We start from the raw sequence: 20,742 nt of genomic DNA, 5'->3' as shown, positions 1-20,742 counted from the left end.
CGTCCTCCCGTAGGGTGCGCCGTGCGCACCACTCCTTACCGTTCAGGCGTAATTCAGCACCGCCTCGCAGGCCGTGACTATGTCGGAGGCATCAGGGATATACAGCCCCTCCAGGCGGTACAGCGGCGGCGGAATATCCGGCGCGGTGACCCGCTGGATCGGTGCCTGCAGATCGAGCAGGGCCCGTTCGTAGAGGCTGGCGGCGATCTCCGCACCGACCCCGCAGCTTTTCGGTGCCTCGTGCACGATCACGCAGCGCCCGGTCTTGCGCACCGAAGCCTCCAGGGTGTCGAGGTCCAGCGGCTTGATGCAGGCCACGTCGATCAGCTCCACCGACACGCCGCGCTCGGCCAGCAGCTCGACGGCCTGCTGGCATTCGTGGATGCTCGCGCCCCAGCTGATCAGACTCAGGTCGCTGCCCTCGCGCAGGGTGAAACAACTGTCCAGGGGCAGGCGCTTGCCGTCGTCGTGCAGTTCCTGGGGATTCATCCGATAGAGCCGGGTCGGTTCGAGAAAGATCACCGGATCGGGGTCGTCGATGGCCGCCAGCAGCAGGCCATAGGCCCGCGCCGGCGACGAGGGAATAACCACGCGCAGGCCGGGAATATGGGCGAACATCGCCTCGGTACTTTCGCTGTGGTGCTCGGGGGCGCGGATGCCGGCCCCCATCGGCGTGCGCAACACCATGGGGCAGCTCAAGCGGCCACGGGTGCGGTTGCGCAGGCGGCTGGCATGGGACACCAGCTGATCCAGTGCCGGGTAGATAAAGCCCATAAACTGGATTTCCATCACCGGCTTCAAGCCCTGGGCGGCCATGCCCACCGCCAGGCCGGCGATCATGGTTTCCGCCAGGGGCGTGTCGATCACCCGCTTGATCCCGAAGGCCTCGCGCAGCCCGGCGGTGGCACGGAACACCCCACCGTTGACACCGATGTCCTCGCCCAGCGCGACCACGTTCTCATCCTCGTACATGGCCCGGTGCAGGGCCAGGTTGACCGCCTCGAGCAGGCTGACTTTGTCACTGGGCATGGCCGTTCCCTCCCCCTTCAACGGCCGCCCTGCGTCGCGCCGCGCGTTCCAGGAACATCTCGCGCTGTTCGGCCAGGGCCGCCGGCCACTGCTCGTAGACATAGTTCAGGGCCGCCTCGGCGGGCGGGTCGCCGACCGCCTCGAAGGCCTCCACCGCCTGCTGCACCAGGGCCTGGCACTCGCCGACCAGGGCCTGCTCACGGCCCTCGTCCCACAGCCCCTGAACCACCATAAAGCGCTGCAGACGCTTGATCGGCTCTTCCAGCCAGGCCTGTTTGACCTCCTCGCTGCTACGGTAGCGAGTGGCATCGTCGGCCGTGGTGTGATCGCCCAGGCGATAGCTCAGGCACTCCAGCAGCACCGGGCCCTTGCCGTGACGGGCGCGCTCCAGGGCCGCCTGCATGCGGGCGTAGAGCGCCAGTACATCGTTGCCGTCCACCTGCTCGCCGGGGAAGCCGGCCCCCAGGGCCTTCTGCGCCAGGGTCGGCGCGCCGCACTGGATACGCCGCGGCACCGAGATGGCCCACTGATTGTTGTTGACCACGAACACCACCGGCAGCTGCCAGGCCCCGGCGACGTTCAGTGCTTCGAGGAAGTCGCCCTTGCTGGTCGCACCATCGCCGCAGGTGGTCACCGCCACCCGGTGTTCGCCGCGGATCTTGAACGCGCTGGCGACCCCGCAGGCGTGCAGGGCCTGGGTGGCGATCGGCACGCAAAGCGGGAAGTCCTGGGCCGCGGCCGAGTCGGCATAGGCACTGCCGCGCTCGTCGCCGCCCCAGTAGAGGAGGATTTCCTCCATCTTCACCCCGCGCATCAGCTGCACCGCGGTATCGCGGTAATAGGGCACCAGCACGTCCTCGGCCTGCATCAGCGCACCGATGGCCACGCCTATGGCTTCCTGGCCCAGGGTCGGCGCATAGGTGCCGATGCGGCCGGTGCGTTGCAGCGCCACGGCCTTCTGGTCGAACAGGCGGGTCAGCACCATCTGCCGGTACAGGCGCGCCAGCAGCGCGGAGTCGTCGGCCCAGGCCGGCAGCCCCTCGCACAGGCGGCCCTGGGGATCGAGAATGCGGGTGTAGGGCAGTTTCAGACTGTCAGGCATTTGCTGTACTCCTCGACATCTTGTGGATGTCCACTGAGCTGCAGGCTTATGGCCCACAGCCAGGCCCGTGTTGCCTTGCTCAAGGCCCGTAGAGCAGCCGCTCGGCCAGGGCATCGGCCACCCGCGAAGGCGGCCGCTTGTCGGCCTGGGCATGGGCGTAGATTTCGGTCAGGCGCAGGCTGATCTGGCTCAGGTGGTTGGTAATGGCCAGCAGACTTTCGCCACGATGGCGCAGGGCGACATAGATCAGCCCGCCGGCGTTGATCACATAATCCGGCGCATAGAGGATCCCGCGCGCCTGCAGGGTGTCGGCCACGTCGCTGCTGGCCAGCTGGTTGTTGGCCGCCCCGGCGACCGCCGAGCAACGCAGATGGCCAGCCGTCTCGGCATTGAGTACCCCGCCCAGACCGCAGGGCGCGAGAATGTCGCAGGGGGTGGTGAGCAGGGCCTCGCTGGCCACCGGATGGGCTCCCAGTTGCTCCACCGCCAGCTGCACCCGTCCCACATCCAGGTCGCTGACCAGCAGTTCGGCACCGGCGGCATGCAGCTGCTCGGCCAGGGCATAGCCGACATGCCCCAGGCCCTGGACCGCCACGCGCAAGCCCTCCAGATTGTCGCCGCCCAGGCGCGCCATGGCCGTGGCGCGAATCCCGGTGAACACGCCCATGGCCGTATGCGGCGAGGGGTCGCCCTCCGCCGTGGTGCTGGTGACATGCTGGGTATGCTGGGCGATGCAGTCCATGTCGGCGCTGGAGGTGCCGCTGTCCATGGCGGTGATGTAGTGGCCGTTAAGGGTTTCGATAAAGCGGCCGAAGGCCTCGAACAGCGCGCCGCGGTTGTCCACATGGGCCGGGCGCATGATCACCGCCTTGCCGCCGCCATGAGCCACGCCAGCCAGCGCCGCCTTGTAGCTCATGCCCTTGGCCAGGCGCAGGGCATCCAGGATGGCGCTCTGCTCGTCGACGTAACTCAGGTAACGGCAGCCACCCAGCGCAGGCCCCAGACGGCTGTTGTGAATGGCGATAATGGCCTTGAGCCCGGTTGGCGGGTCCTGGGCGAAGTGCAGCGACTCCAGCCGGGTGGTTTCCATCATGGCGAACATGCAGTGGCTCCCGTACTGATTTGCCTCTCAGTATAGGCAGAGGTCCGCCCGCCATAGTTCCGGTGGTCAGCTCGCGCGCCCACCACAGCCGGCAGCGCCAGGTCGCTAAATAGACTGGACGCGAGGGCGGCCCTTGGCTACAAAGCCAGAAGCCGGGGCTGTTGGCATTTCGCCACGACCGGCCCGGGGGACTGCCATGAATCCACGCGCCGCCTGCCTTGCCTGCCTGGACAGACAACCTGCCGCCACCTTCGAGGCGGCGCTGTGGATAGCCGTCGAACACCAGCCGGAGCTGCAACCGGCCGACGTGCTGCGCGAGCTCGACAGCCTGCAGCATCAGGTCGCTCAGGGCCTGCCCGCCGCCCCCGCTCCGGAGCTGGGACAGGCGCTGCTGCGGCGTCTCAACCAGCTGGATTTTCACCCGGAAGACGAGCAGCCCCTGCGTCCCAGGGCCGCCCTGCTGCACCAGGTGTTGCGTCGCCGCCGCGGCCAGCCGCTGAGCCTGGCGCTGCTGGCCCTGGAGCTGGCCAGGCGACTGGAGATTGCCCTGCAGGGGGTGAATTTTCCCGGACACTTTCTGCTGCGCGTACCCGGAGCCGACCACCTGCTCGACCCCTGCAGCGGTCGCCGCCTGTATACCCGCGAATGCCGTGAGCTGCTGCTCGGCCACCTGGGCCCCAGCGCCGAGCTCAACGCCAGCCACCTGCTGGCCTGCGATGGCCGGGCCATGCTGCAGCGCCTGTCGCGCAACCTGCGGCATCTGCATCAGGGGAGCGGCGACTACCTGGCCGCGCTAAAAGACGCCGAGCGGGTGCTGCAACTGGGGGCCCCCAACCTGCACGACCACCTGGCCCGCGCCGAGCTCTATCAGTTGCTCGAATGTCCGCAAGGCGAGCGTTTCGACCTGCAGCACGCCATCCTGCTCTGCGACGACCCGGTCCAGCGCCTGCACCTCGGCCAGCGCCTGCGCTTGCTGCACGACACAGCGGCGCTGCATTGAGCGAGCAAAGGCTCCGGCCCGGCAATCATCCACAAGCCTTGGTGCGCGCGGCCCACCCTACGACCTCAGGCCATTACAGAAAGCCCAGCGCCTTGGCCTTGGCCACCGCCTGGGTGCGCCGCGCTACGCCGAGCTTGCCGTTGATGCGCCGCGCATGGGTCTTGACCGTATGCAGGGAGATAAACAGCTGTTCGGCGACTTCCTGGTTGGACAGGCCCTGGGCGATCAGACCGAGTACCGCCAGCTCGCGGCCGCTCAGCTGCATGGCCGCACTGCCGGGCGTGGCAGCTGGCTGAGGGCCATGCTCGGGATCGGCCACGGCAAACCACAGGCACTGGTAATCCAGGCGCAGGCGCAGGGCCTGGGCGGCCTGGCGCGCCTGCTTGGCCGCGTCTTCGTCGTCCCACTGCGCACAGGCCTCGGCATAGCTCAGCCAGAGCTCGCAGGCCAGGGCCTGACGCCCCTGCGCCAGGGCCTGTTCGATCAGGGCCTGCAGCGGCGCGCGCACATCCGCGCCCTCTTCCAGGTCGAGCTGCAGCAGCAACAGCTGAAAGCGCGGGATCATTTCGGGGAAGTTCGGCGGCGGCAGCATGACCTTGACCCGCCGGGCGTAGCCGAGCACCCGGGTGGCCGCTTCGCGGGCGCGCTGGCGATGCCCCTGATGCAACCACAGGCGACCGCTGGCCAGCAGCAGAGTGCCGCGGTAGAGGGTTTCGCTGACCCGCTGCCGCTGCATCAGCCGTTCGGCCTGCGCCAGCTGGGCGAAGGCCGTGGCCAGATCGCCCTCGCCGGCGGCCAGATCGGCCAGGCCCAGATAGCCATGAAAGGCCCCCGGGTCGCCGCAGCGCAGGGCATCGTCGAGGCCGGCCTGGAGCAGCCGCGCAGCCTCCTCGCGGCGGCCCTGGCGCAACGTCAACCGCCCCAGACGCAGCTGTGCGCGCCCCAGCACCGGGGTCTCGCGCAGGACCGCGAGGTCGCTGGAGGCCAACACCCGCTGGAGCAGGGCCTCGGCCCGGGCGAATTCGCCACGGGCTTCCAGCAGCAGGGCGTGATCGAGCTCCAGCAGGGCTTCGAACACCAGGCTGCCGCATTCCCGCGCCTGCCGTAGCGCCGTGTAGCTGAGCTGCTGGGCCCGCTCCAGATCGCCCTCGCCGATCGCCACCTGGGTCAGTATCGAGCGGCACAGCAGGGCCTGTGCCCAGGCGCTTGGCGGCAGGTTCGGCAACGCCTCCAACAGCTGCTCGCGACTGCCTACCGCGCAGCCGCGGCCGTAGGCGGCAATACCCTGAATCGCCTGCCACTGGGCGAACAGTTCGCGGGTGCGTGGACCGTCGCCGCGCGGCTGAAAGCGCGCCAGCTGGTCGACGCAGGCCAGCGCCTCGTCCAGCCGGCCGACCAGCAGCAGCACCCAGGCATTCAGCAGAATCAGCCGCGGCGTGCTCAGCAACAGGCTGTCCGGCAGCTCGGCGCGCCAGCCGAGAATCAGCGCCAGGTCCTGGCCCTGCAGCAGCTGCTCCTCGGTAAAACGTTCGAGAAAGCTGCCGGCCACCTCCGGCTGCCCGCCGAGCAGCGCATGCTCCACCGCCGCGCGGATGTCACCCTGGGCGGCGAACCACTGGCTGGCATGCAGGTGCAGGCTGTGGCACGGCAACGCCCGGGCAGAGCGACGCAGCAGCGTCGCCACCGGGGCGAACAGGGCGAACCAGCCCTTGTGCTGTTCCAGCTCGTGGATAAAGGCCCCGCGCTCGGCCAGCTGACGCATCCATTCGCCACCCTCGCCGACCCCGAACAGGTGCTCGCACAGGTCGAAATTGAAACGCGGCAGCTGCGCCAGCTGCTGCAGGGTCTGCAGCAGTTCGTGGGGCAGCTCCTGCAGCACTTCGCGCGTCAGGTAATCGCGCAGCAGTTCGCCATGTTGTTCATCCAGCGGCGCAGCCAGCGTATCCGGCTCGCCCTGGGTCGCCAGGATGCGCAGGCGCAAGGCCGCCGGCCAGCCCTGGGTCGCCCCGTGCAGGGCTTCGGCCCAGGCACTGCGTGGCGGCTGCAACTGCCCCAGCCAGGCCGAGACCTCGGCGGCGCTGAACAGCAGATCGCTGGGCCCCAGTTCGAGCAGTTCGCCCTCCAGCAGCAGGCGCGGCAGGTTGCACGCCGGCCGCCGGCGGCTGCCCAGCCACCAGCAGATACCCGTGGCAGCGGCATTGAGCAAATGATTCAGGTAGGCATCCAGCTCGTCCGCCGGCGCGACCGGGTAGTCGTTGAGCACCAGCCACAGGCGACGCGGCTCCTGCGCCAGGGCCGCCAGCAGCTCGGCGCAGCTCAGGCTGGCATAGCCCAGGGCCTGGCACAGCAGCTGGCAGAGTTGCCCGGGGTCCAGACCCTGCACCGCACAATTGAGCCAGAGCAGTTCATGGTCCGGCGGGCACTGGCGGGCGCAATCGGCCAGCAGCACGCTCTTGCCGAAACCGGCCGGAGCGATCAGCAGGCGCAGCCGGCAGTCGTAGGCCAGCAACCGCTGCAACAGCGCCTGGCGCGGGATATGCCCGGGCGGTTGACGCAACAGGCGGCCCTGAGCGCCGGGCGGCGCAGCTATAAGCGGGGATGGCGCGTAGGCGGTCATAGGATCGGCGGCTACTGCTCAGGCTGGAAGCGAAGCCTTGAGGCTAGACCCATAACGGCCACCTCAGTAGTTGTATTTGCCTTGTTGATACAGGGCGATAAAAAAGTGCCAGAAGCATTTCTAACGTCACGCGTGACGGCCCGCAGGGTGGCCGCCCGGATAGCCGGTCATAAAAAAGGCGGCCCGCGGCCGCCCAATCATGGAGTCACAATCACCCGTTCGCGCTTTGCGCGTTAACGTACCCCCGCGCTGCGTAGGGCGGCCGGGGTGTAGTCGGCACCGCTGGCCTGGAAACCGAAGCTGTAGGCAGACTTCTCCTCGTTCTTCATGCCCAGGGCCAGGTAGCGGCCGGCGATCACGTCGTACAGCGCTTCCAGGGTGTAGCCGGTCATCTTCTGGTGGTAATAGCTCTGCGCATGCCCCTCGGCAACCCGCCACAACTGGCCGCGGCCGTCGTAGTGGTCGACCAGGGCCAGCTGCCAGCTGTCCTCGTCGAAGTACATATGGCGCTTGGCGTAGATATGCCGCTCGCCGGACTTCAGCGTGGCCTCCACTTCCCACACCCGGTGCAGCTCGTAGCGGGTCAGGTCCTGGTTGATATGCCCGGCCTTGATCACGTCGTCGTACTTGAGCGCGGGCGAGTCCAGCTTGTAGCTGTTGTAGGGGATATACATCTCCTTCTTGCCCACCAGTTTCCAGTCGTAACGATCCGGCGCGCCGGAGAATAGGTCGAAGTTGTCGGCGGTACGCATGCCGTCGGCGGCGGTGCCCGGGCCGTCGTAGGCCACCTGCGGGGCGCGGCGCACGCGGCGCTGACCGGCGTTGTAGATCCACGCCAGGCGCGGCTCCTTGACCTGGTCGATGGTCTCGTGGACCAGCAGCACGTTACCGGCCAGACGCGACGGCGCAGTCACCCGCTGCTTGAAGTAGAGCAGGATATTGGCGGCCTTGGCCGGGTCGACATCGGGCATATCCGAGGGGAAGGCGATTTCGTCCTCGAACTTGACCAGGCTGTAAGAACCATTGGTCTGCGGCGTGGCCTGGGTGATCCAGCGACGCACGTTGCCGCCGCGGTAGCGGGTGATATGGTTCCACACCACCTCGACCCCGCTCTTGGGAATCGGGAAGGCGTAGTAGCGGCTGTCGCCGAAGTTCTGCAGGCCGTTGCCACCGTCCACCGGAGTGGTATTGAGCGCACTCTGCTTGGCCGCAGCAGAGATGGCATCGGGTACCGCTGCACTGCGGTGGGTCGGATAGACCGGGATCTTGTAGCTGTCGGGGTAACGCTTGAGCATCGCCAACTGGCCGGCGGACAGTTTGTCCTGGTACTGCGCGGCATTGGCGGCAGTGATGGTGAACAGCGGCTGCTCACTGGCAAACGGGTCGGCGAGGAAGCCCTTGCCATCCACCGCGCCGGCATTGGTCGGCAGGCCGCCCGTCCAGGCCGGGATGCTGCCGTCGGCGTTGCCGGCCATTTCCGCGCCCAGCGGCGTCAGGCTGGCACCCAGTTGCGCCGCCTCCTCCGGAGTCACGGCGGCCATCAGGCTGCTGGCCAACAGGCTCAGTGTCAGCGCTCCGGTTTGCAGGATTCTTGTGCTTTTCATTCTTTACGGATCCTTTGCGCAGGTTGATCAGAAGTTCACGCCAAAACTCAGGGCGACGAAATCACGGTCGGTGACGGTGTTGTATTCACCACCGAAGAAATCTGTATAGCTCAAGCTGGCGGTATAGGTGTTCTGGTAGTCGGCATTCAGGCCGATGCTGATGGCCTTGCTGCCTTCATTGAAGTTCGGCCCGTAACCGTCGACGTCATGCGACCAGGCCACGCTAGGGGTCAGGTTGATACCGGCAAACACGTTGCTGTAGTCGGCGCTGGCGCGCAGGCGATAGCCCCAGGAACTGCTGGTGTAGAAACCGTCGCCCTGGCACTCGTCGGGATTGGCGGCGTTGAACGCACCGCACACACCCGGCACGCTGAACTCGCCGGCCCCATAGATCGGGTCGCGGCCAAAGCGCAGCTCGCCAGTATCGTCGCTGATGCCACTTATATGGTTATAGCCGACTTCGCCGAGCAGGGTCAGGCGGCTGGCCCCCAGCACCCGGTCGATAAAGTGCACGGCCGTGACCTGCGCCTGGGTAAAGGGCTTGCGTTCGTAGCCGTGGATATCGGCCCCGGAGACGTTCTGTGCGTGACCGGACTCGAATACCGGATTGAAGGGCAGCCCCAGCGCGCCAAAGGACAGGTCGGTGGAGTTGATCTGCATCGGCATATTCGGCCGGTAGCTGACCTCGCCGGACAGCGCAGTGCCGCCGACGTTGGTCTGGAAGCTCAGGCCGTAGAGGCGGATGTCTTCCGGATATTCGAGGAAGTAGCCGGCATTCGGCGCACCAGGAATAAAGCTGACGAAGTTCGGCGTGGTGGTACGGATGGTGCTGAACACCGGGCCACGGCTGTGGTAGTTCATCGCGTAGAGACCGAACTCGGTGTCGTTCAACGACTCGGCGAACCAGCGCAAGGCCAGGCCATACTGGCCACTGTCGCGGGCATCCCGATCGCCGGCGCGGGGGATATAGGCGTTGTCGACAAACGAATTGGTCGACTCGCCCGGCGGCAGATCAGGCCCCAGCACCACCAGGCGATCCTCGCAGCCATCGGCCAGCACATCGGCGGTGGAGAAGAAGGTGCCGCAGTTATCGACGATGGTCTGGTCCCACTCCAACTGATAGAAGGCCTCCATGCTCACGGAGTCGGTCAGGCTCTGCGATATGTAGAGCATATTGACCGGGATCAGGCCCTCCTTGATCTCCGCGCCGGGACGGCGGAAGGCGGCGACGTCGATCGGGTTGATCGAGTTGATCGAGTTGCCGATAAAGGTGCTCTCGCCCCAGCTGACCACCTGCTTGCCGACCCGCACACTGCCCGGCAGATCGCCGATGTTGTAGTTGTGGTAGATAAAGGCATCGAGGATCTGCGCGCCGGAGGCCTGCGCCGCTTCCTTGCGGTTGTGATCGTCGATGTCATAAAACAGGCGGCTCTCGTCCTTGGTCTCGAAGTCGTACCAGTACTTGCCACGGACAAAGACCCCGGTGTCGCCGTACTTGAGCTCCAGGTCGTGAATACCCTTGAAGATTTTCGAGAAGGTCTCGCCCTTCTTGAAGTTCAGTCGGCCGTCATCCGAGGTGCGCGATGAGGCTTTACCGCCGCTGTTGACCGAGATGAAATCAGGATCCGCGCCGCGAACACTCCAGCTGGCCCCCACGGACAGCTGGGAGTCGAATTGCCCTTCGACCTCGCCGATATTGAAAGTGACAGCCTGGACAGGCGCGACACAGCCCAGAGCGATGGCAGAAGCCAAGGCGCAGGGCTGGAAGATTGCATGTCTTGTTTTTGTTCTCATGCGGCTCTCCTGGAAAGCGGGTTACGTGTTGAGGCCCCAAGCTACCCAGCCACCCGCCAGTGGATAAGCGCCCGAAAGAGGTATTTGCCCTGTCAGCTGAAAGAGTGAACATGGCTCTACCGCGCATGATTTCAGGCCAGCCATGGACCCACGCAATAGTCGACCATAGCCTCGGTGAATGACCGCCATGCCAGCGCTGCCGCGGCCTGCGGCAAGGTTCGCGGCGCACCAGGGCTGGAGATCGACCCAGTTGCCCGGAGGCATCGTATCGAATTCAATACGACGTAATGAAAACGACACGAAACTGTCAGGCCGCGACATCAGTGCCCTGCCCGCCCGGTGGTGCTGTCAACTCTGCATAAGCGTATCGAATTCGCTACAATGCAACGCATCAAAAATCAGTAAAAATATATAACTCATTGTTTTTATTGAATATTTTTATAATGGCACCCACCTTGCTATGGTCTTTGCACCTTTCCGCTCGCTGCCCGGCACGAGCGCCCCCGCACATCGCCCCCAGCAGAAAGGGCGAGTCACCACCCTTGAGGAGTTCACATGAGCGAATTGCGTTTTACCGTCGAGCACGAATGGCTGCGTCAGGATGCCGATGGTCTGGTTACCGTGGGCATCACCGCCTATGCCCAGGAAGCCCTGGGTGATGTGGTGTTCGTCCAGCTGCCGGAAGCCCAGAGCTACGCCGAAGGCGACGAAGTGGCGGTGCTGGAATCGGTAAAAGCCGCGAGCACTATCGCCATGCCGCTGGACGGTGAGGTGGTCGAGGTCAATGGCGAGCTAGAATCCAGCCCTGAGCTGGTCAACGAAGAGCCCCTGGGCAAGGGCTGGTTCTTCCGTTTCCGTCCGGCCAATGCCAGCGCGGTAGCCGACCTGCTCGACCAGGCCGCCTACGAGCGCCTGCTCAACGCCAATGCTGACGCCTGAGAGATCGTGATGACCAAGCTGACCACCCAGAACGAATTTATCGCCCGGCATATCGGCCCGCGTGATGCCGATACTGCCGCCATGCTCGAACTGCTGGGCTACGCCAGCATCGACGCGCTGACCGATAACGTCATCCCCGAGAGCATCAAGGGCACCAGCGTGCTGGGTGCTCAGCCGGGCCTGTCGGAAGCCGACGCCCTGGCCAAGATCAAGGCCATCGCGCAGAAGAACCAGCAGTTCAAGACCTACATCGGTCAGGGCTACTACGGCACCCTGACGCCGAGCCCGATCCTGCGCAACCTGCTGGAAAACCCGGCCTGGTACACCGCCTACACCCCCTACCAGCCAGAAATTTCCCAGGGCCGCCTGGAATCCCTGCTGAACTTCCAGACCCTGGTCACCGACCTCACCGGCATGCAGATCGCCAACGCGTCCCTGCTCGATGAGGCCACCGCCGCTGCCGAGGCCATGACCTTCTGCAAGCGTCTGTCGAAGAACAAGGCCAGCAACGCCTTCTTCGCCTCCCAGCATTGCCACCCGCAAACCCTCGACGTGCTGCGCACCCGTGCCGAGCCGCTGGGCATTGAAGTAGTCGTTGGCGATGAAGCCGCCATTACTGATGCCAGCGCCTACTTCGGCGCGCTGCTGCAATACCCAGCGAGCAACGGCGATATTTTCGATTACCGCGAGCTGGTTGCACGCTTCCACGCCGTCAATGCACTGGTCGCTGTGGCCGCTGACCTGCTGGCCCTGACCCTGCTCACCCCGCCAGGCGAGTTCGGCGCCGACGTGGCCCTGGGCAGCGCTCAGCGTTTTGGTGTGCCGCTGGGCTTTGGTGGCCCACACGCCGCTTACTTCGCTACCCGCGATGCATTCAAACGCGATATGCCGGGCCGCTTGGTCGGCATGTCGATCGACCGCTTCGGCAAGCCGGCCCTGCGCCTGGCCATGCAAACCCGCGAGCAACATATCCGCCGCGAGAAGGCCACCAGTAACATCTGTACCGCCCAGGTGCTGCTGGCCAACATCGCCAGCATGTACGCCGTGTACCACGGCCCGCAAGGCCTGACCCAGATTGCTCAGCGCACCCACCAGTTCACCGCGATCCTGGCCAAGGGCCTGCGCGCCCTGGGTCATAGCGTTGAGCAGGAATTCTTCTTCGACACCCTGACCCTGGCCACCGGCAGCAAGACCGCCGCCCTGCACGCTGCAGCGCGCAAGGCCGGGATCAACCTGCGCATCGTTGACGCCGAGCGCCTCGGCTTGTCGCTGGACGAAACCACTGACCAGGCCGCCGTCGAAGCGCTGCTGGCGGTATTTGCCGACGGCAAGGCTGTACCGGCATTCAATGAACTGGCTGCTGGCGTGACCGCGCAACTGCCGCAAGGCCTGCTGCGTGAGTCGGCAATCCTGGCTCACCCGGTATTCAACCGTTACCACAGCGAAACCGAGCTGATGCGCTACCTGCGCAAGCTGGCGGACAAGGACCTGGCCCTGGACCGCAGCATGATCCCGCTGGGCTCCTGCACCATGAAGCTCAACGCCGCCAGCGAAATGATCCCGGTGACCTGGGCCGAGTTCGGCAACCTGCACCCCTTCGCCCCGGCCGAACAGAGCCAGGGCTACAGCCAGCTGACCAGCGAACTGGAAGCCATGCTCTGCGCGGCCACCGGTTATGACGGCATCTCCCTGCAGCCGAACGCCGGCTCCCAGGGCGAGTACGCCGGTCTGCTGGCCATCCGCGCTTACCACCAGAGCCGCGGCGACGATCAGCGCGACATCTGCCTGATCCCGCAATCGGCCCACGGCACTAACCCGGCGACCGCCAGCATGGCCGGTATGCGCGTGGTAGTGACCGCCTGCGACAGCAGCGGCAACGTCGACATCGCCGACCTCAAGGCCAAGGCCGAAGAGCATAAGGATCGCCTGGCCGCGCTGATGATCACCTACCCATCGACCCACGGCGTGTTCGAGGAAGGCATCCGCGAGATCGCCCAGATCGTTCACGACAACGGCGGCCAGGTGTATATCGACGGCGCCAACATGAACGCCATGGTTGGCCTCTGCGCCCCGGGCAAGTTCGGCGGCGACGTCTCGCACCTGAACCTGCACAAGACCTTCTGCATCCCTCACGGCGGTGGCGGCCCAGGCGTTGGCCCGATCGGCGTCAAGGCCCACCTGATTCCGTTCCTGCCCGGCCACGGCCATATGGCCCGCAAGGAAGGTGCAGTCAGCGCCGCGCCGTTCGGCAGCGCCAGCATCCTGCCGATCACCTGGATGTACATCAGCATGATGGGCGGCGAAGGCCTCAAGCTTGCTTCGCAGATGGCCATTCTCAATGCCAACTACATCGCCCGCCGCCTGGAAGAGCACTACCCCGTGCTGTATTCGGGCGCTGGCGGCCTGGTGGCGCACGAGTGCATTCTGGATATCCGCCCGCTCAAGGACAGCAGCGGCATCAGCGTCGACGACGTGGCCAAGCGCCTGATCGACTTCGGCTTCCATGCCCCGACCATGTCCTTCCCGGTGGCCGGCACCCTGATGATTGAGCCGACCGAAAGCGAATCCAAGGAAGAACTGGACCGCTTCTGCGACGCCATGATCGCCATCCGCGAAGAGATTCGCGCGGTGGAAGCCGGTCGCCTGGATGCCAACGACAACCCGCTGAAGAACGCCCCACACACCGCCCTGGAACTGGTCGGCGAGTGGACTCACGGCTACAGCCGCGAGCAGGCCGTGTACCCGCTGGCCAGCCTGATCGAGGCCAAGTACTGGCCGCCGGTCGGCCGCGTCGACAACGTGTTCGGCGACCGCAACCTGATCTGCGCCTGCCCGTCCATCGAGGCGTATCAGGACGCCTAAGCACCGTTGAAAAACCTCCCCTCACCCTAACCCTCTCCCCAGAGGGGCGAGGGGATGGTTCAGCGTTTAGCTTTACCCACCAATTTCGACTCACCTCTACCCGAGGCGGGTTAGCTGCACCTCATATAAAAACCAGAGGGCCTCACCATGTTCAGCAAGCACGACCAACTGCAAGGTTATGACGACGCCCTGCTCGCCGCGATCAACGCCGAAGAGCAGCGCCAGGAAGACCATATCGAGCTGATCGCCTCGGAAAACTATTGCAGCCAGCGCGTCATGCAGGCGCAAGGCAGCGGCCTGACCAACAAGTACGCCGAAGGCTATCCGGGCAAGCGTTACTACGGCGGTTGCGAGCATGTCGATGTGGTCGAGGCGCTGGCCATCGAGCGCGCCAAACAGCTGTTCGGCGCGGACTATGCCAACGTGCAGCCGCACTCCGGTTCCTCGGCCAACAGCGCGGTGTACCTGGCGCTGCTGCAGGCCGGCGATACCATTCTGGGCATGAGCCTGGCCCATGGCGGGCACCTGACCCACGGGGCCAAGGTGTCGTCCTCCGGCAAGCTGTACAACGCCGTGCAGTACGGTATCGACGAGCAGGGCCTGATCGATTACGCCGAGGTCGAGCGCCTGGCCATCGAACACAAGCCGAAGATGATCGTCGCCGGCTTCAGCGCCTACTCGCGCACCCTGGATTTCGCCCGTTTCCGCGCCATCGCCGACCAGGTCGGGGCCCTGCTGTTTGTCGATATGGCCCACGTCGCCGGTCTGGTTGCGGCTGGTCTGTATCCCAATCCGCTGCCCTTTGCCGATGTGGTCACCACCACCACCCACAAGACCCTGCGCGGTCCGCGTGGCGGCCTGATCCTGGCCAAGGCCAACCCTGAGATCGAGAAGAAGCTCAACTCCGCCGTCTTCCCCGGTGCCCAGGGCGGCCCGCTGATGCATGTGATCGCGGCCAAGGCGGTGTGCTTCAAGGAAGCCATGGAGCCGGCCTTCAAGGCCTACCAGCAGCAGGTGATCGACAACGCCCAGGCCATGGCCGAGGTGTTTATCGAGCGTGGCTACGACGTGGTCTCCGGCGGCACCGACAACCATCTGATGTTGGTCAGCCTGATCAAGCAGGACCTGACCGGCAAGGCCGCCGACGCCGCCCTGGGTGCGGCGCATATCACGGTCAACAAGAACGCCGTACCCAACGACCCGCAGTCGCCGTTTGTCACCTCCGGCATCCGCATCGGCACCCCGGCAGTCACTACCCGCGGCTTCAAGCAGGGCGAGTGCCGCACCCTGGCCGGCTGGATCTGCGACATCCTCGATAAGCTGGACAACCCGGCCGTGATCGAGCGCGTCCGTGGTCAGGTCGCGGACCTATGCGCCACCTTCCCGGTCTACGCTGACTAATAAGGCCGGCGCCGCCATTCCGCCCCCTCTCCCTCCGGGAGAGGGTTGGGGTGAGGGAAAGCCTGACGCACCCTGGAGTTAACCATGTCACTTAGCGTTTTTGACCTTTTCAAGATCGGCATCGGCCCGTCCAGCTCGCACACGGTGGGGCCGATGCTGGCCGCCCTGCGCTTTGCCGAAGGCCTGCGCCGCGATGAGCTGCTGGCCACCACCGACTCGGTGAAAGTGGAGCTGTACGGCTCCCTCGGGGCCACCGGCAAGGGCCATGGCAGCGACAAGGCCGTGCTGCTGGGCCTGGAAGGCGAACAGCCGGACAACGTCGACACCAGTAGCGTCGACGCCCGCCTGGCGGCGATTCGCGCCAGCGGCGAACTCAATCTGCTGGGCGAGAAACCCATCCGTTTCGTCGAGAAGCAGCACCTGGCGATGATCCGCAAACCCCTGACCTTTCACCCCAACGGCATGATCTTCCGCGCCTTCGACGCCGCCGGCTTGCAGATTCGCGCCCGCGAGTACTACTCGGTGGGTGGCGGCTTCGTGGTCGATGAGCAGGCCGCCGGGGCCGACCGCATCGTCGAAGACCAGACGCCACTGGCCTACCCCTTCAAGACCGCCAAGGAGTTGCTGGCCCAGTGCGCCAAGCATGGTCTCTCCATCAGCCAGGTAATGCTGGCCAACGAAGCCGCCTGGCGACCGGAAGCCGAGACCCGCGCACGCCTGCTGCATATCTGGCAGGTGATGCAGGATTGCGTCGAAGCCGGCTGCCGCAACGAAGGCATCATGCCCGGCGGGCTCAAGGTCAAACGCCGCGCCGCCGATCTGCACCGCCAGCTGTGCAAGCACCCGGAGGCCAGTCTGCGCGACGCCCTCAGCGTGCTCGACTGGGTCAACCTCTATGCCCTGGCGGTCAACGAGGAAAACGCCAGCGGTGGCCGCGTGGTCACCGCCCCCACCAACGGCGCGGCCGGCATCGTGCCGGCGGTGCTGCATTACTACAGCCGCTTTATCCCCGGGGCCAACGACGACGGCGTGGTGCGCTTTCTGCTCACCGCCGCCGCCATCGGCATCCTCTACAAGGAAAACGCCTCGATCTCTGGTGCCGAAGTCGGCTGCCAGGGTGAGGTCGGTGTGGCCTGCTCGATGGCCGCCGGTGCGCTGTGCGAAGTGCTCGGCGGCAGCGTCAACCAGGTGGAAAACGCCGCCGAGATCGGCATGGAACACAACCTGGGCCTGACCTGCGACCCGATCGGCGGGCTGGTCCAGGTACCCTGCATCGAGCGCAACGCCATGGGCTCGGTCAAGGCGATCAACGCCGCGCGCATGGCCCTGCGCGGCGACGGCCAGCACTTCGTCTCGCTGGACAAGGTGATCCGCACCATGCGCCAGACCGGTGCCGACATGAACAACAAGTACAAGGAAACCGCCCGTGGCGGCCTGGCCGTCAATATCATCGAATGCTGATACCCCTCCCCCTAGCCGGGCACCCCCAACCCTCTCCCCAACGGGGAGAGGGAGCACAAGCGACGTCGCCGCAAATAGTGCGACCAACACCTGACCATCCCCTCGCCCCTCTGGGGAGAGGGCTAGGGAGAAGGGTCGATATAGACCCACCCACAACATTTATGGAGAACCGCATGACCACTGAAACCCTGGCGAAAACCCCGCTACATGCCCTGCATCTCGAACTGGGCGCGCGCATGGTGCCGTTCGCCGGCTACGACATGCCGGTGCAGTACCCGCTGGGTGTAATGAAGGAACACCTGCACACCCGCGAAGCCGCCGGCCTGTTCGACGTCTCGCACATGGGCCAGATCATTCTGCGCGGCCCGCAGGCGGCGCAGGCCCTGGAAAGCCTGGTACCGGTGGACATCATCGACCTGCCCGTAGGCATGCAGCGCTACGCCATGTTCACCGATGACCAGGGCGGCATCCTCGACGACCTGATGGTCGCCAACCTGGGCGACGACTGCCTGTTCCTGGTGGTCAACGCCGCCTGCAAGCACCAGGACCTGATGCACCTGCAACTGCAGATCGCCAGCCAATGCCAGATCGAACCCTGCTTCGACCGCGCCCTGCTCGCTTTGCAAGGCCCGAAAGCCGTCGACGTACTGGCGCGCCTGGCTCCCGAGGTGGCGCAGATGACCTTTATGCAGTTCGCCCCGGTGCGCCTGCTGGGTGTCGACTGCTACGTCAGCCGCTCCGGCTACACCGGCGAAGACGGCTTCGAAATCTCGCTGCCGGCCGACCACGCCGAAACCCTGGCGCGCAGCCTGCTGGCCGAACCGGAAGTGGCCGCCATCGGCCTCGGCGCGCGCGACTCGCTGCGCCTGGAAGCCGGTCTGTGCCTGTATGGCCACGACATGAGCAGCAGCACCACGCCGATCGAGGCCAGCCTGCTCTGGGCCATCTCCAAGGCCCGCCGCGCCGATGGCGCCCGTGCTGGTGGCTTCCCCGGCGCGGCGCGGATCTTCGCCCAGCAGCAGGAGGGCGTGGCCAGCAAGCGCGTCGGCCTGCTGCCGCAGGAACGTGTGCCGGTACGTGAAGGCGCGGAAATCGTCGATGCCGATGGCACTGTGATCGGCAGCGTATCCAGCGGCGGCTTCGGCCCGAGCCTCGGCGCACCGGTCGCCATGGGCTACGTGCAAAGCAGCCATATGGCCATCGACACTCCGGTCTGGGCCATGGTGCGCGGCAAGCGCGTGGCCATGAAAGTGGCCAAGACCCCGTTTGTGCCGCAACGCTACTACCGCGGCTGACCCTAGCCCCACTGCGCCGGCCGCCCGGCTGGCGCAGTACTTTTCGTACACTTATGCCGTACGAATGTCATCGCCATCTAGAGACTGGCGCACGCCAGCACTCAATCCGGCAGCAGACAACTGCGCTTGTTACTGAACACCTCGCGGTCGATATCGCGCACATCCAGCGACAGCGCATCGACGCTCGGCAAGCGCTCGACCAGCGCCCGCACGATCTGCCGCGACAACAGGCGCTTCTGCCGATCCGTACGCCCGGCCAGGATGTAGAAGATCAGGTGAACGAAGTCCTCCTGGCGGCCACCCACACTGAAGTACTCATACAGGTTCAGGCGCAGCTTGACCTCCCCCGGCTGGAACAGCCCGGTGGCGGCAGCCGCATTCTCGACAACGCCGAGCAACTCGGCCGGCGCAATCAGTTGCGTCAGGCTTTGCGAGCCCTCGATAAGGCAATGCGGCATAGGCATCTCCAAGTGATGCAGTGGACATAAGTTGCTCAATCTTATCGTACGTTATCGCACAACAAATTCAGCAATAACAACCCCTTCTACACGGCAGAGCGCCTGTTTCAGGCATCCCGTGCCGACCTTAGGCAACGCCTGAGACAATCGCAAAAACCCATGAAAACCGCGAAAAACCTGCACATATCGGTGAAAACAGGCCGCCACCCAGCAGCTTTTCTTATTGGACTTTCGTCTAGGAGCACATTGACAAAGCTCAGCAAGGCTGTCGATAATTCTCCTATAGTTGTATGACAACATATGACTAATCATAAAAACAAAAACAAGGCCCGACCATGACCACTGTTGCCCCCGCCGCATCGGCTCGCTTCTCGCCCCTCCCGGCCGGCCCCGCTTCGCGGCGCGCCAGCAGAACGCCCCGACCACACCCGCACACACACTCCGCATTCGCCGACGGCTAAGCCCGAAGCAGGGGCGCGTTCCGACCTCGGACACGCCTGTCGCCCTGGCATGGGGCAACTCACCCGTTCCTTTCGCTCGCCGCTAGCCACTCAGGCCGGCAAGGGAACGGCTTGTTCAAAAATGGGAGCACAACAACAATGACTGCACGCAATGCCCTTTCGCTCGCCCTGCTCACCACCGCAGGCAGCATGGCCCTCGCACTGCCACTCAGCAGCCAGGCTGCCGGCTTTATCGATGACGCCAAGGTCAATATTGGCCTGCGCAACTACTACTTCAATCGCAACTTCCTTAACCACACTGGGGCGAATGACCAGGGCCAGGCCGCCGAGTGGACGCAGAGCATGATCATCGATGCACGCTCTGGCTTCACCCAAGGCACCGTAGGCTTTGGCCTGGACGCTCTGGTTATGGGCGCGATCAAGCTCGACAGCGGTGGTGGCTCCACGGGTAGCGGTCTGCTGCCGAAACATGACGACGGTGACTCAGCCGACAGCTTCGGTCGCGTGGCCGTGGCGGCTAAAGCCATGCTGTCGAAAACCGAATTGAAGGTCGGTGAATGGTTCGCCGTGCTGCCGATCCTTCGCGCGGACGACGGGCGTGCGCTGCCGCAAACCTTCCAGGGTGCGCAGGTCACCTCCAACGAAATCGCCGGACTGTCCCTCTACGGTGGCCAGTTCTGGAAGAACAGCCAGCGTAACAATGCCAGCCGTGAAGAAATGAGCTACAGCGGTATCGAAGGCGATGATTTCAACTTCGCTGGCGGTGAGTACAAGTTCAACGGCAACAACACCCTGGTCGGCGCTTGGCACGCCCGCCTGGAAGACGTTTACCAGCAGAGCTACGTGCAACTGACCCACATCCAACCGGTCGGCGACTGGGTGCTGAGCACCAACCTCGGCTACGTCGACGGCAAGGATGAAGGCGCGGCCAAAGCCGGCAAGCTGGACAACAAGGTCTACCAGGGCAGCTTTACCGCCAAGACCGGCAACAACGCCTTCACCTTGGCCTACCAGCACTTGGACGGCGACACCAAGTTTATGCGTATCGACGGTGCCAGCGGCGGCACGCTGGTCAACGACGGCTTCACCAACGCCTACGACAACCCCGAAGAACGCTCCTGGCAGGTGCGTCACGACTACAACTTCGCCGGCCTCGGCGTCCCAGGCATGACCTTGATGAACCGCTACGTCAGCGGTAGCAACATCCATGTCGGTCTTCGCGATGACGCCGAAGAATGGGGCCGCGAATCCGAGCTGGCCTATACCGTGCAGAGCGGTGCGCTGAAAAACCTCAACGTGAAATGGCGTAACTCCAGCGTCCGTCGTGACGTTGGCCAGGATATCCACGAAAACCGTCTGATCTTCAACTACCCGCTGTCCCTGCTGTAATCCACCGCACCATCGGCATCGATTACTCCTTGTGTGTGTAACCTTCAGCCCGTCCTTGCGACGGGCTTTTTTATACATCGCTGGGCTTGAAAAGCTGACAGCGCTTGAGAGGCCGCACAAGCAGGGTGTGCTGTGCGCACCAGGAATCTGCAGCCGGCCCAGGTGCGCATGGCGCACCCTAGGAAGCCAGGTCCCCTCACATCAGAGCGCTTAAGTGTGGGGGGCTGA

13 protein-coding genes and 2 pseudogenes are annotated in these 20,742 nt (G+C 64.9%); 7 read left to right on the top strand and 8 right to left on the bottom strand.

Going from position 1 to position 20,742, the window contains the following annotated elements; translation table 11 throughout:
• Positions 1-42: 42 nt before the first annotated feature.
• From AACY13_RS04355 to AACY13_RS04345, 3 genes are all read right to left on the bottom strand, one after another.
• Positions 43-1,029 carry an alpha-ketoacid dehydrogenase subunit beta gene (locus tag AACY13_RS04355; RefSeq protein ID WP_339459546.1) on the bottom strand — a complete coding sequence of 329 codons (987 nt, stop codon included), beginning with the start codon at positions 1,027-1,029 and terminating at the stop codon, positions 43-45.
• Positions 1,019-2,131, bottom strand: coding sequence for a pyruvate dehydrogenase (acetyl-transferring) E1 component subunit alpha (gene pdhA / locus AACY13_RS04350; protein ID WP_339459545.1), 1,113 nt, complete (start codon positions 2,129-2,131; stop codon positions 1,019-1,021). The genes AACY13_RS04355 and pdhA overlap by 11 nt, the downstream gene beginning before the upstream one ends.
• Positions 2,132-2,210: 79 nt before the next feature.
• Complete coding sequence (locus AACY13_RS04345) at positions 2,211-3,233, bottom strand: Leu/Phe/Val dehydrogenase (RefSeq protein WP_339459543.1); 1,023 nt, start codon at positions 3,231-3,233, stop codon at positions 2,211-2,213.
• Between the two features lie 196 nt (positions 3,234-3,429).
• Between AACY13_RS04345 and AACY13_RS04340 the strand changes: the two genes are divergently transcribed.
• The gene (locus tag AACY13_RS04340; RefSeq protein WP_339459542.1) at positions 3,430-4,233 is read left to right on the top strand and encodes a SirB1 family protein; all 804 of its coding nucleotides are present in this window, start codon (positions 3,430-3,432) and stop codon (positions 4,231-4,233) included.
• 73 nt (positions 4,234-4,306) lie between these two features.
• Here AACY13_RS04340 and AACY13_RS22610 read toward each other — a convergent pair.
• The 4 genes and pseudogenes from AACY13_RS22610 to AACY13_RS04325 all read right to left on the bottom strand — a co-directional run.
• Positions 4,307-4,531 (bottom strand): annotated as a pseudogene (locus AACY13_RS22610) (response regulator transcription factor); the annotation flags it as partial.
• A gap of 69 nt (positions 4,532-4,600) precedes the next feature.
• A pseudogene (locus AACY13_RS22605) lies at positions 4,601-5,995 on the bottom strand (hypothetical protein); the annotation flags it as partial.
• A gap of 1,088 nt (positions 5,996-7,083) precedes the next feature.
• Complete coding sequence (locus AACY13_RS04330) at positions 7,084-8,454, bottom strand: DUF1329 domain-containing protein (RefSeq protein ID WP_339459540.1); 1,371 nt, start codon at positions 8,452-8,454, stop codon at positions 7,084-7,086.
• A 27-nt stretch (positions 8,455-8,481) separates the two neighbouring features.
• Positions 8,482-10,248: a DUF1302 domain-containing protein gene (locus tag AACY13_RS04325; protein WP_339459538.1), complete on the bottom strand. Its 1,767-nt coding sequence runs from the start codon at positions 10,246-10,248 to the stop codon at positions 8,482-8,484.
• Between the two features lie 555 nt (positions 10,249-10,803).
• Between AACY13_RS04325 and gcvH the strand changes: the two genes are divergently transcribed.
• The 5 genes from gcvH to gcvT all read left to right on the top strand — a co-directional run bounded on the left by gcvH (position 10,804) and on the right by gcvT (position 18,206).
• Positions 10,804-11,187, top strand: coding sequence for a glycine cleavage system protein GcvH (gene gcvH, locus AACY13_RS04320; protein ID WP_339459537.1), 384 nt, complete (start codon positions 10,804-10,806; stop codon positions 11,185-11,187).
• A 9-nt stretch (positions 11,188-11,196) separates the two neighbouring features.
• Complete coding sequence (gcvP, locus tag AACY13_RS04315) at positions 11,197-14,049, top strand: aminomethyl-transferring glycine dehydrogenase (protein WP_339459536.1); 2,853 nt, start codon at positions 11,197-11,199, stop codon at positions 14,047-14,049.
• A 147-nt stretch (positions 14,050-14,196) separates the two neighbouring features.
• Positions 14,197-15,450 carry a serine hydroxymethyltransferase gene (glyA, locus tag AACY13_RS04310; protein WP_339459534.1) on the top strand — a complete coding sequence of 418 codons (1,254 nt, stop codon included), beginning with the start codon at positions 14,197-14,199 and terminating at the stop codon, positions 15,448-15,450.
• 84 nt (positions 15,451-15,534) lie between these two features.
• Complete coding sequence (locus AACY13_RS04305) at positions 15,535-16,911, top strand: L-serine ammonia-lyase (RefSeq protein ID WP_339459533.1); 1,377 nt, start codon at positions 15,535-15,537, stop codon at positions 16,909-16,911.
• Between the two features lie 173 nt (positions 16,912-17,084).
• Positions 17,085-18,206, top strand: a complete 1,122-nt coding sequence (gcvT, locus tag AACY13_RS04300) for a glycine cleavage system aminomethyltransferase GcvT (protein WP_339459531.1) — start codon at positions 17,085-17,087, stop codon at positions 18,204-18,206.
• Between the two features lie 101 nt (positions 18,207-18,307).
• On the opposite strand, the gene AACY13_RS04295 is transcribed toward gcvT, so the two are convergent.
• Positions 18,308-18,664, bottom strand: a complete 357-nt coding sequence (locus AACY13_RS04295) for a 5-carboxymethyl-2-hydroxymuconate Delta-isomerase (RefSeq protein ID WP_339459530.1) — start codon at positions 18,662-18,664, stop codon at positions 18,308-18,310.
• A 599-nt stretch (positions 18,665-19,263) separates the two neighbouring features.
• Here AACY13_RS04295 and AACY13_RS04290 point away from each other — a divergent pair.
• The gene (locus AACY13_RS04290; RefSeq protein WP_339459528.1) at positions 19,264-20,514 is read left to right on the top strand and encodes an OprD family porin; all 1,251 of its coding nucleotides are present in this window, start codon (positions 19,264-19,266) and stop codon (positions 20,512-20,514) included.
• Positions 20,515-20,742: the final 228 nt, after the last annotated feature.

Source organism: Pseudomonas sp. EA_105y_Pfl2_R69, assembly GCF_963970915.1.
Classification (GTDB): Bacteria; Pseudomonadota; Gammaproteobacteria; order Pseudomonadales; family Pseudomonadaceae; genus Aquipseudomonas.
The sequence above is the reverse complement of the archived record's forward strand: the minus strand, read 5'-3'. Positions and strand labels throughout refer to the sequence as shown.

What these genes read in the sequence shown, in the direction of transcription:
- AACY13_RS04290 (WP_339459528.1), top strand. Translation starts at nt 19,264, where the DNA reads ATGACTGCACGCAATGCCCTTTCGCTCGCCCTGCTCACCACCGCAGGC.
- AACY13_RS04295 (WP_339459530.1), bottom strand. Translation starts at nt 18,664, where the DNA reads ATGCCGCATTGCCTTATCGAGGGCTCGCAAAGCCTGACGCAACTGATT.
- AACY13_RS04355 (WP_339459546.1), bottom strand. Translation starts at nt 1,029, where the DNA reads ATGCCCAGTGACAAAGTCAGCCTGCTCGAGGCGGTCAACCTGGCCCTG.
- AACY13_RS04305 (WP_339459533.1), top strand. Translation starts at nt 15,535, where the DNA reads ATGTCACTTAGCGTTTTTGACCTTTTCAAGATCGGCATCGGCCCGTCC.
- gcvT (WP_339459531.1), top strand. Translation starts at nt 17,085, where the DNA reads ATGACCACTGAAACCCTGGCGAAAACCCCGCTACATGCCCTGCATCTC.
- AACY13_RS04330 (WP_339459540.1), bottom strand. Translation starts at nt 8,454, where the DNA reads ATGAAAAGCACAAGAATCCTGCAAACCGGAGCGCTGACACTGAGCCTG.
- gcvP (WP_339459536.1), top strand. Translation starts at nt 11,197, where the DNA reads ATGACCAAGCTGACCACCCAGAACGAATTTATCGCCCGGCATATCGGC.
- AACY13_RS04325 (WP_339459538.1), bottom strand. Translation starts at nt 10,248, where the DNA reads ATGAGAACAAAAACAAGACATGCAATCTTCCAGCCCTGCGCCTTGGCT.
- AACY13_RS04345 (WP_339459543.1), bottom strand. Translation starts at nt 3,233, where the DNA reads ATGTTCGCCATGATGGAAACCACCCGGCTGGAGTCGCTGCACTTCGCC.
- AACY13_RS04340 (WP_339459542.1), top strand. Translation starts at nt 3,430, where the DNA reads ATGAATCCACGCGCCGCCTGCCTTGCCTGCCTGGACAGACAACCTGCC.
- glyA (WP_339459534.1), top strand. Translation starts at nt 14,197, where the DNA reads ATGTTCAGCAAGCACGACCAACTGCAAGGTTATGACGACGCCCTGCTC.
- gcvH (WP_339459537.1), top strand. Translation starts at nt 10,804, where the DNA reads ATGAGCGAATTGCGTTTTACCGTCGAGCACGAATGGCTGCGTCAGGAT.
- pdhA (WP_339459545.1), bottom strand. Translation starts at nt 2,131, where the DNA reads ATGCCTGACAGTCTGAAACTGCCCTACACCCGCATTCTCGATCCCCAG.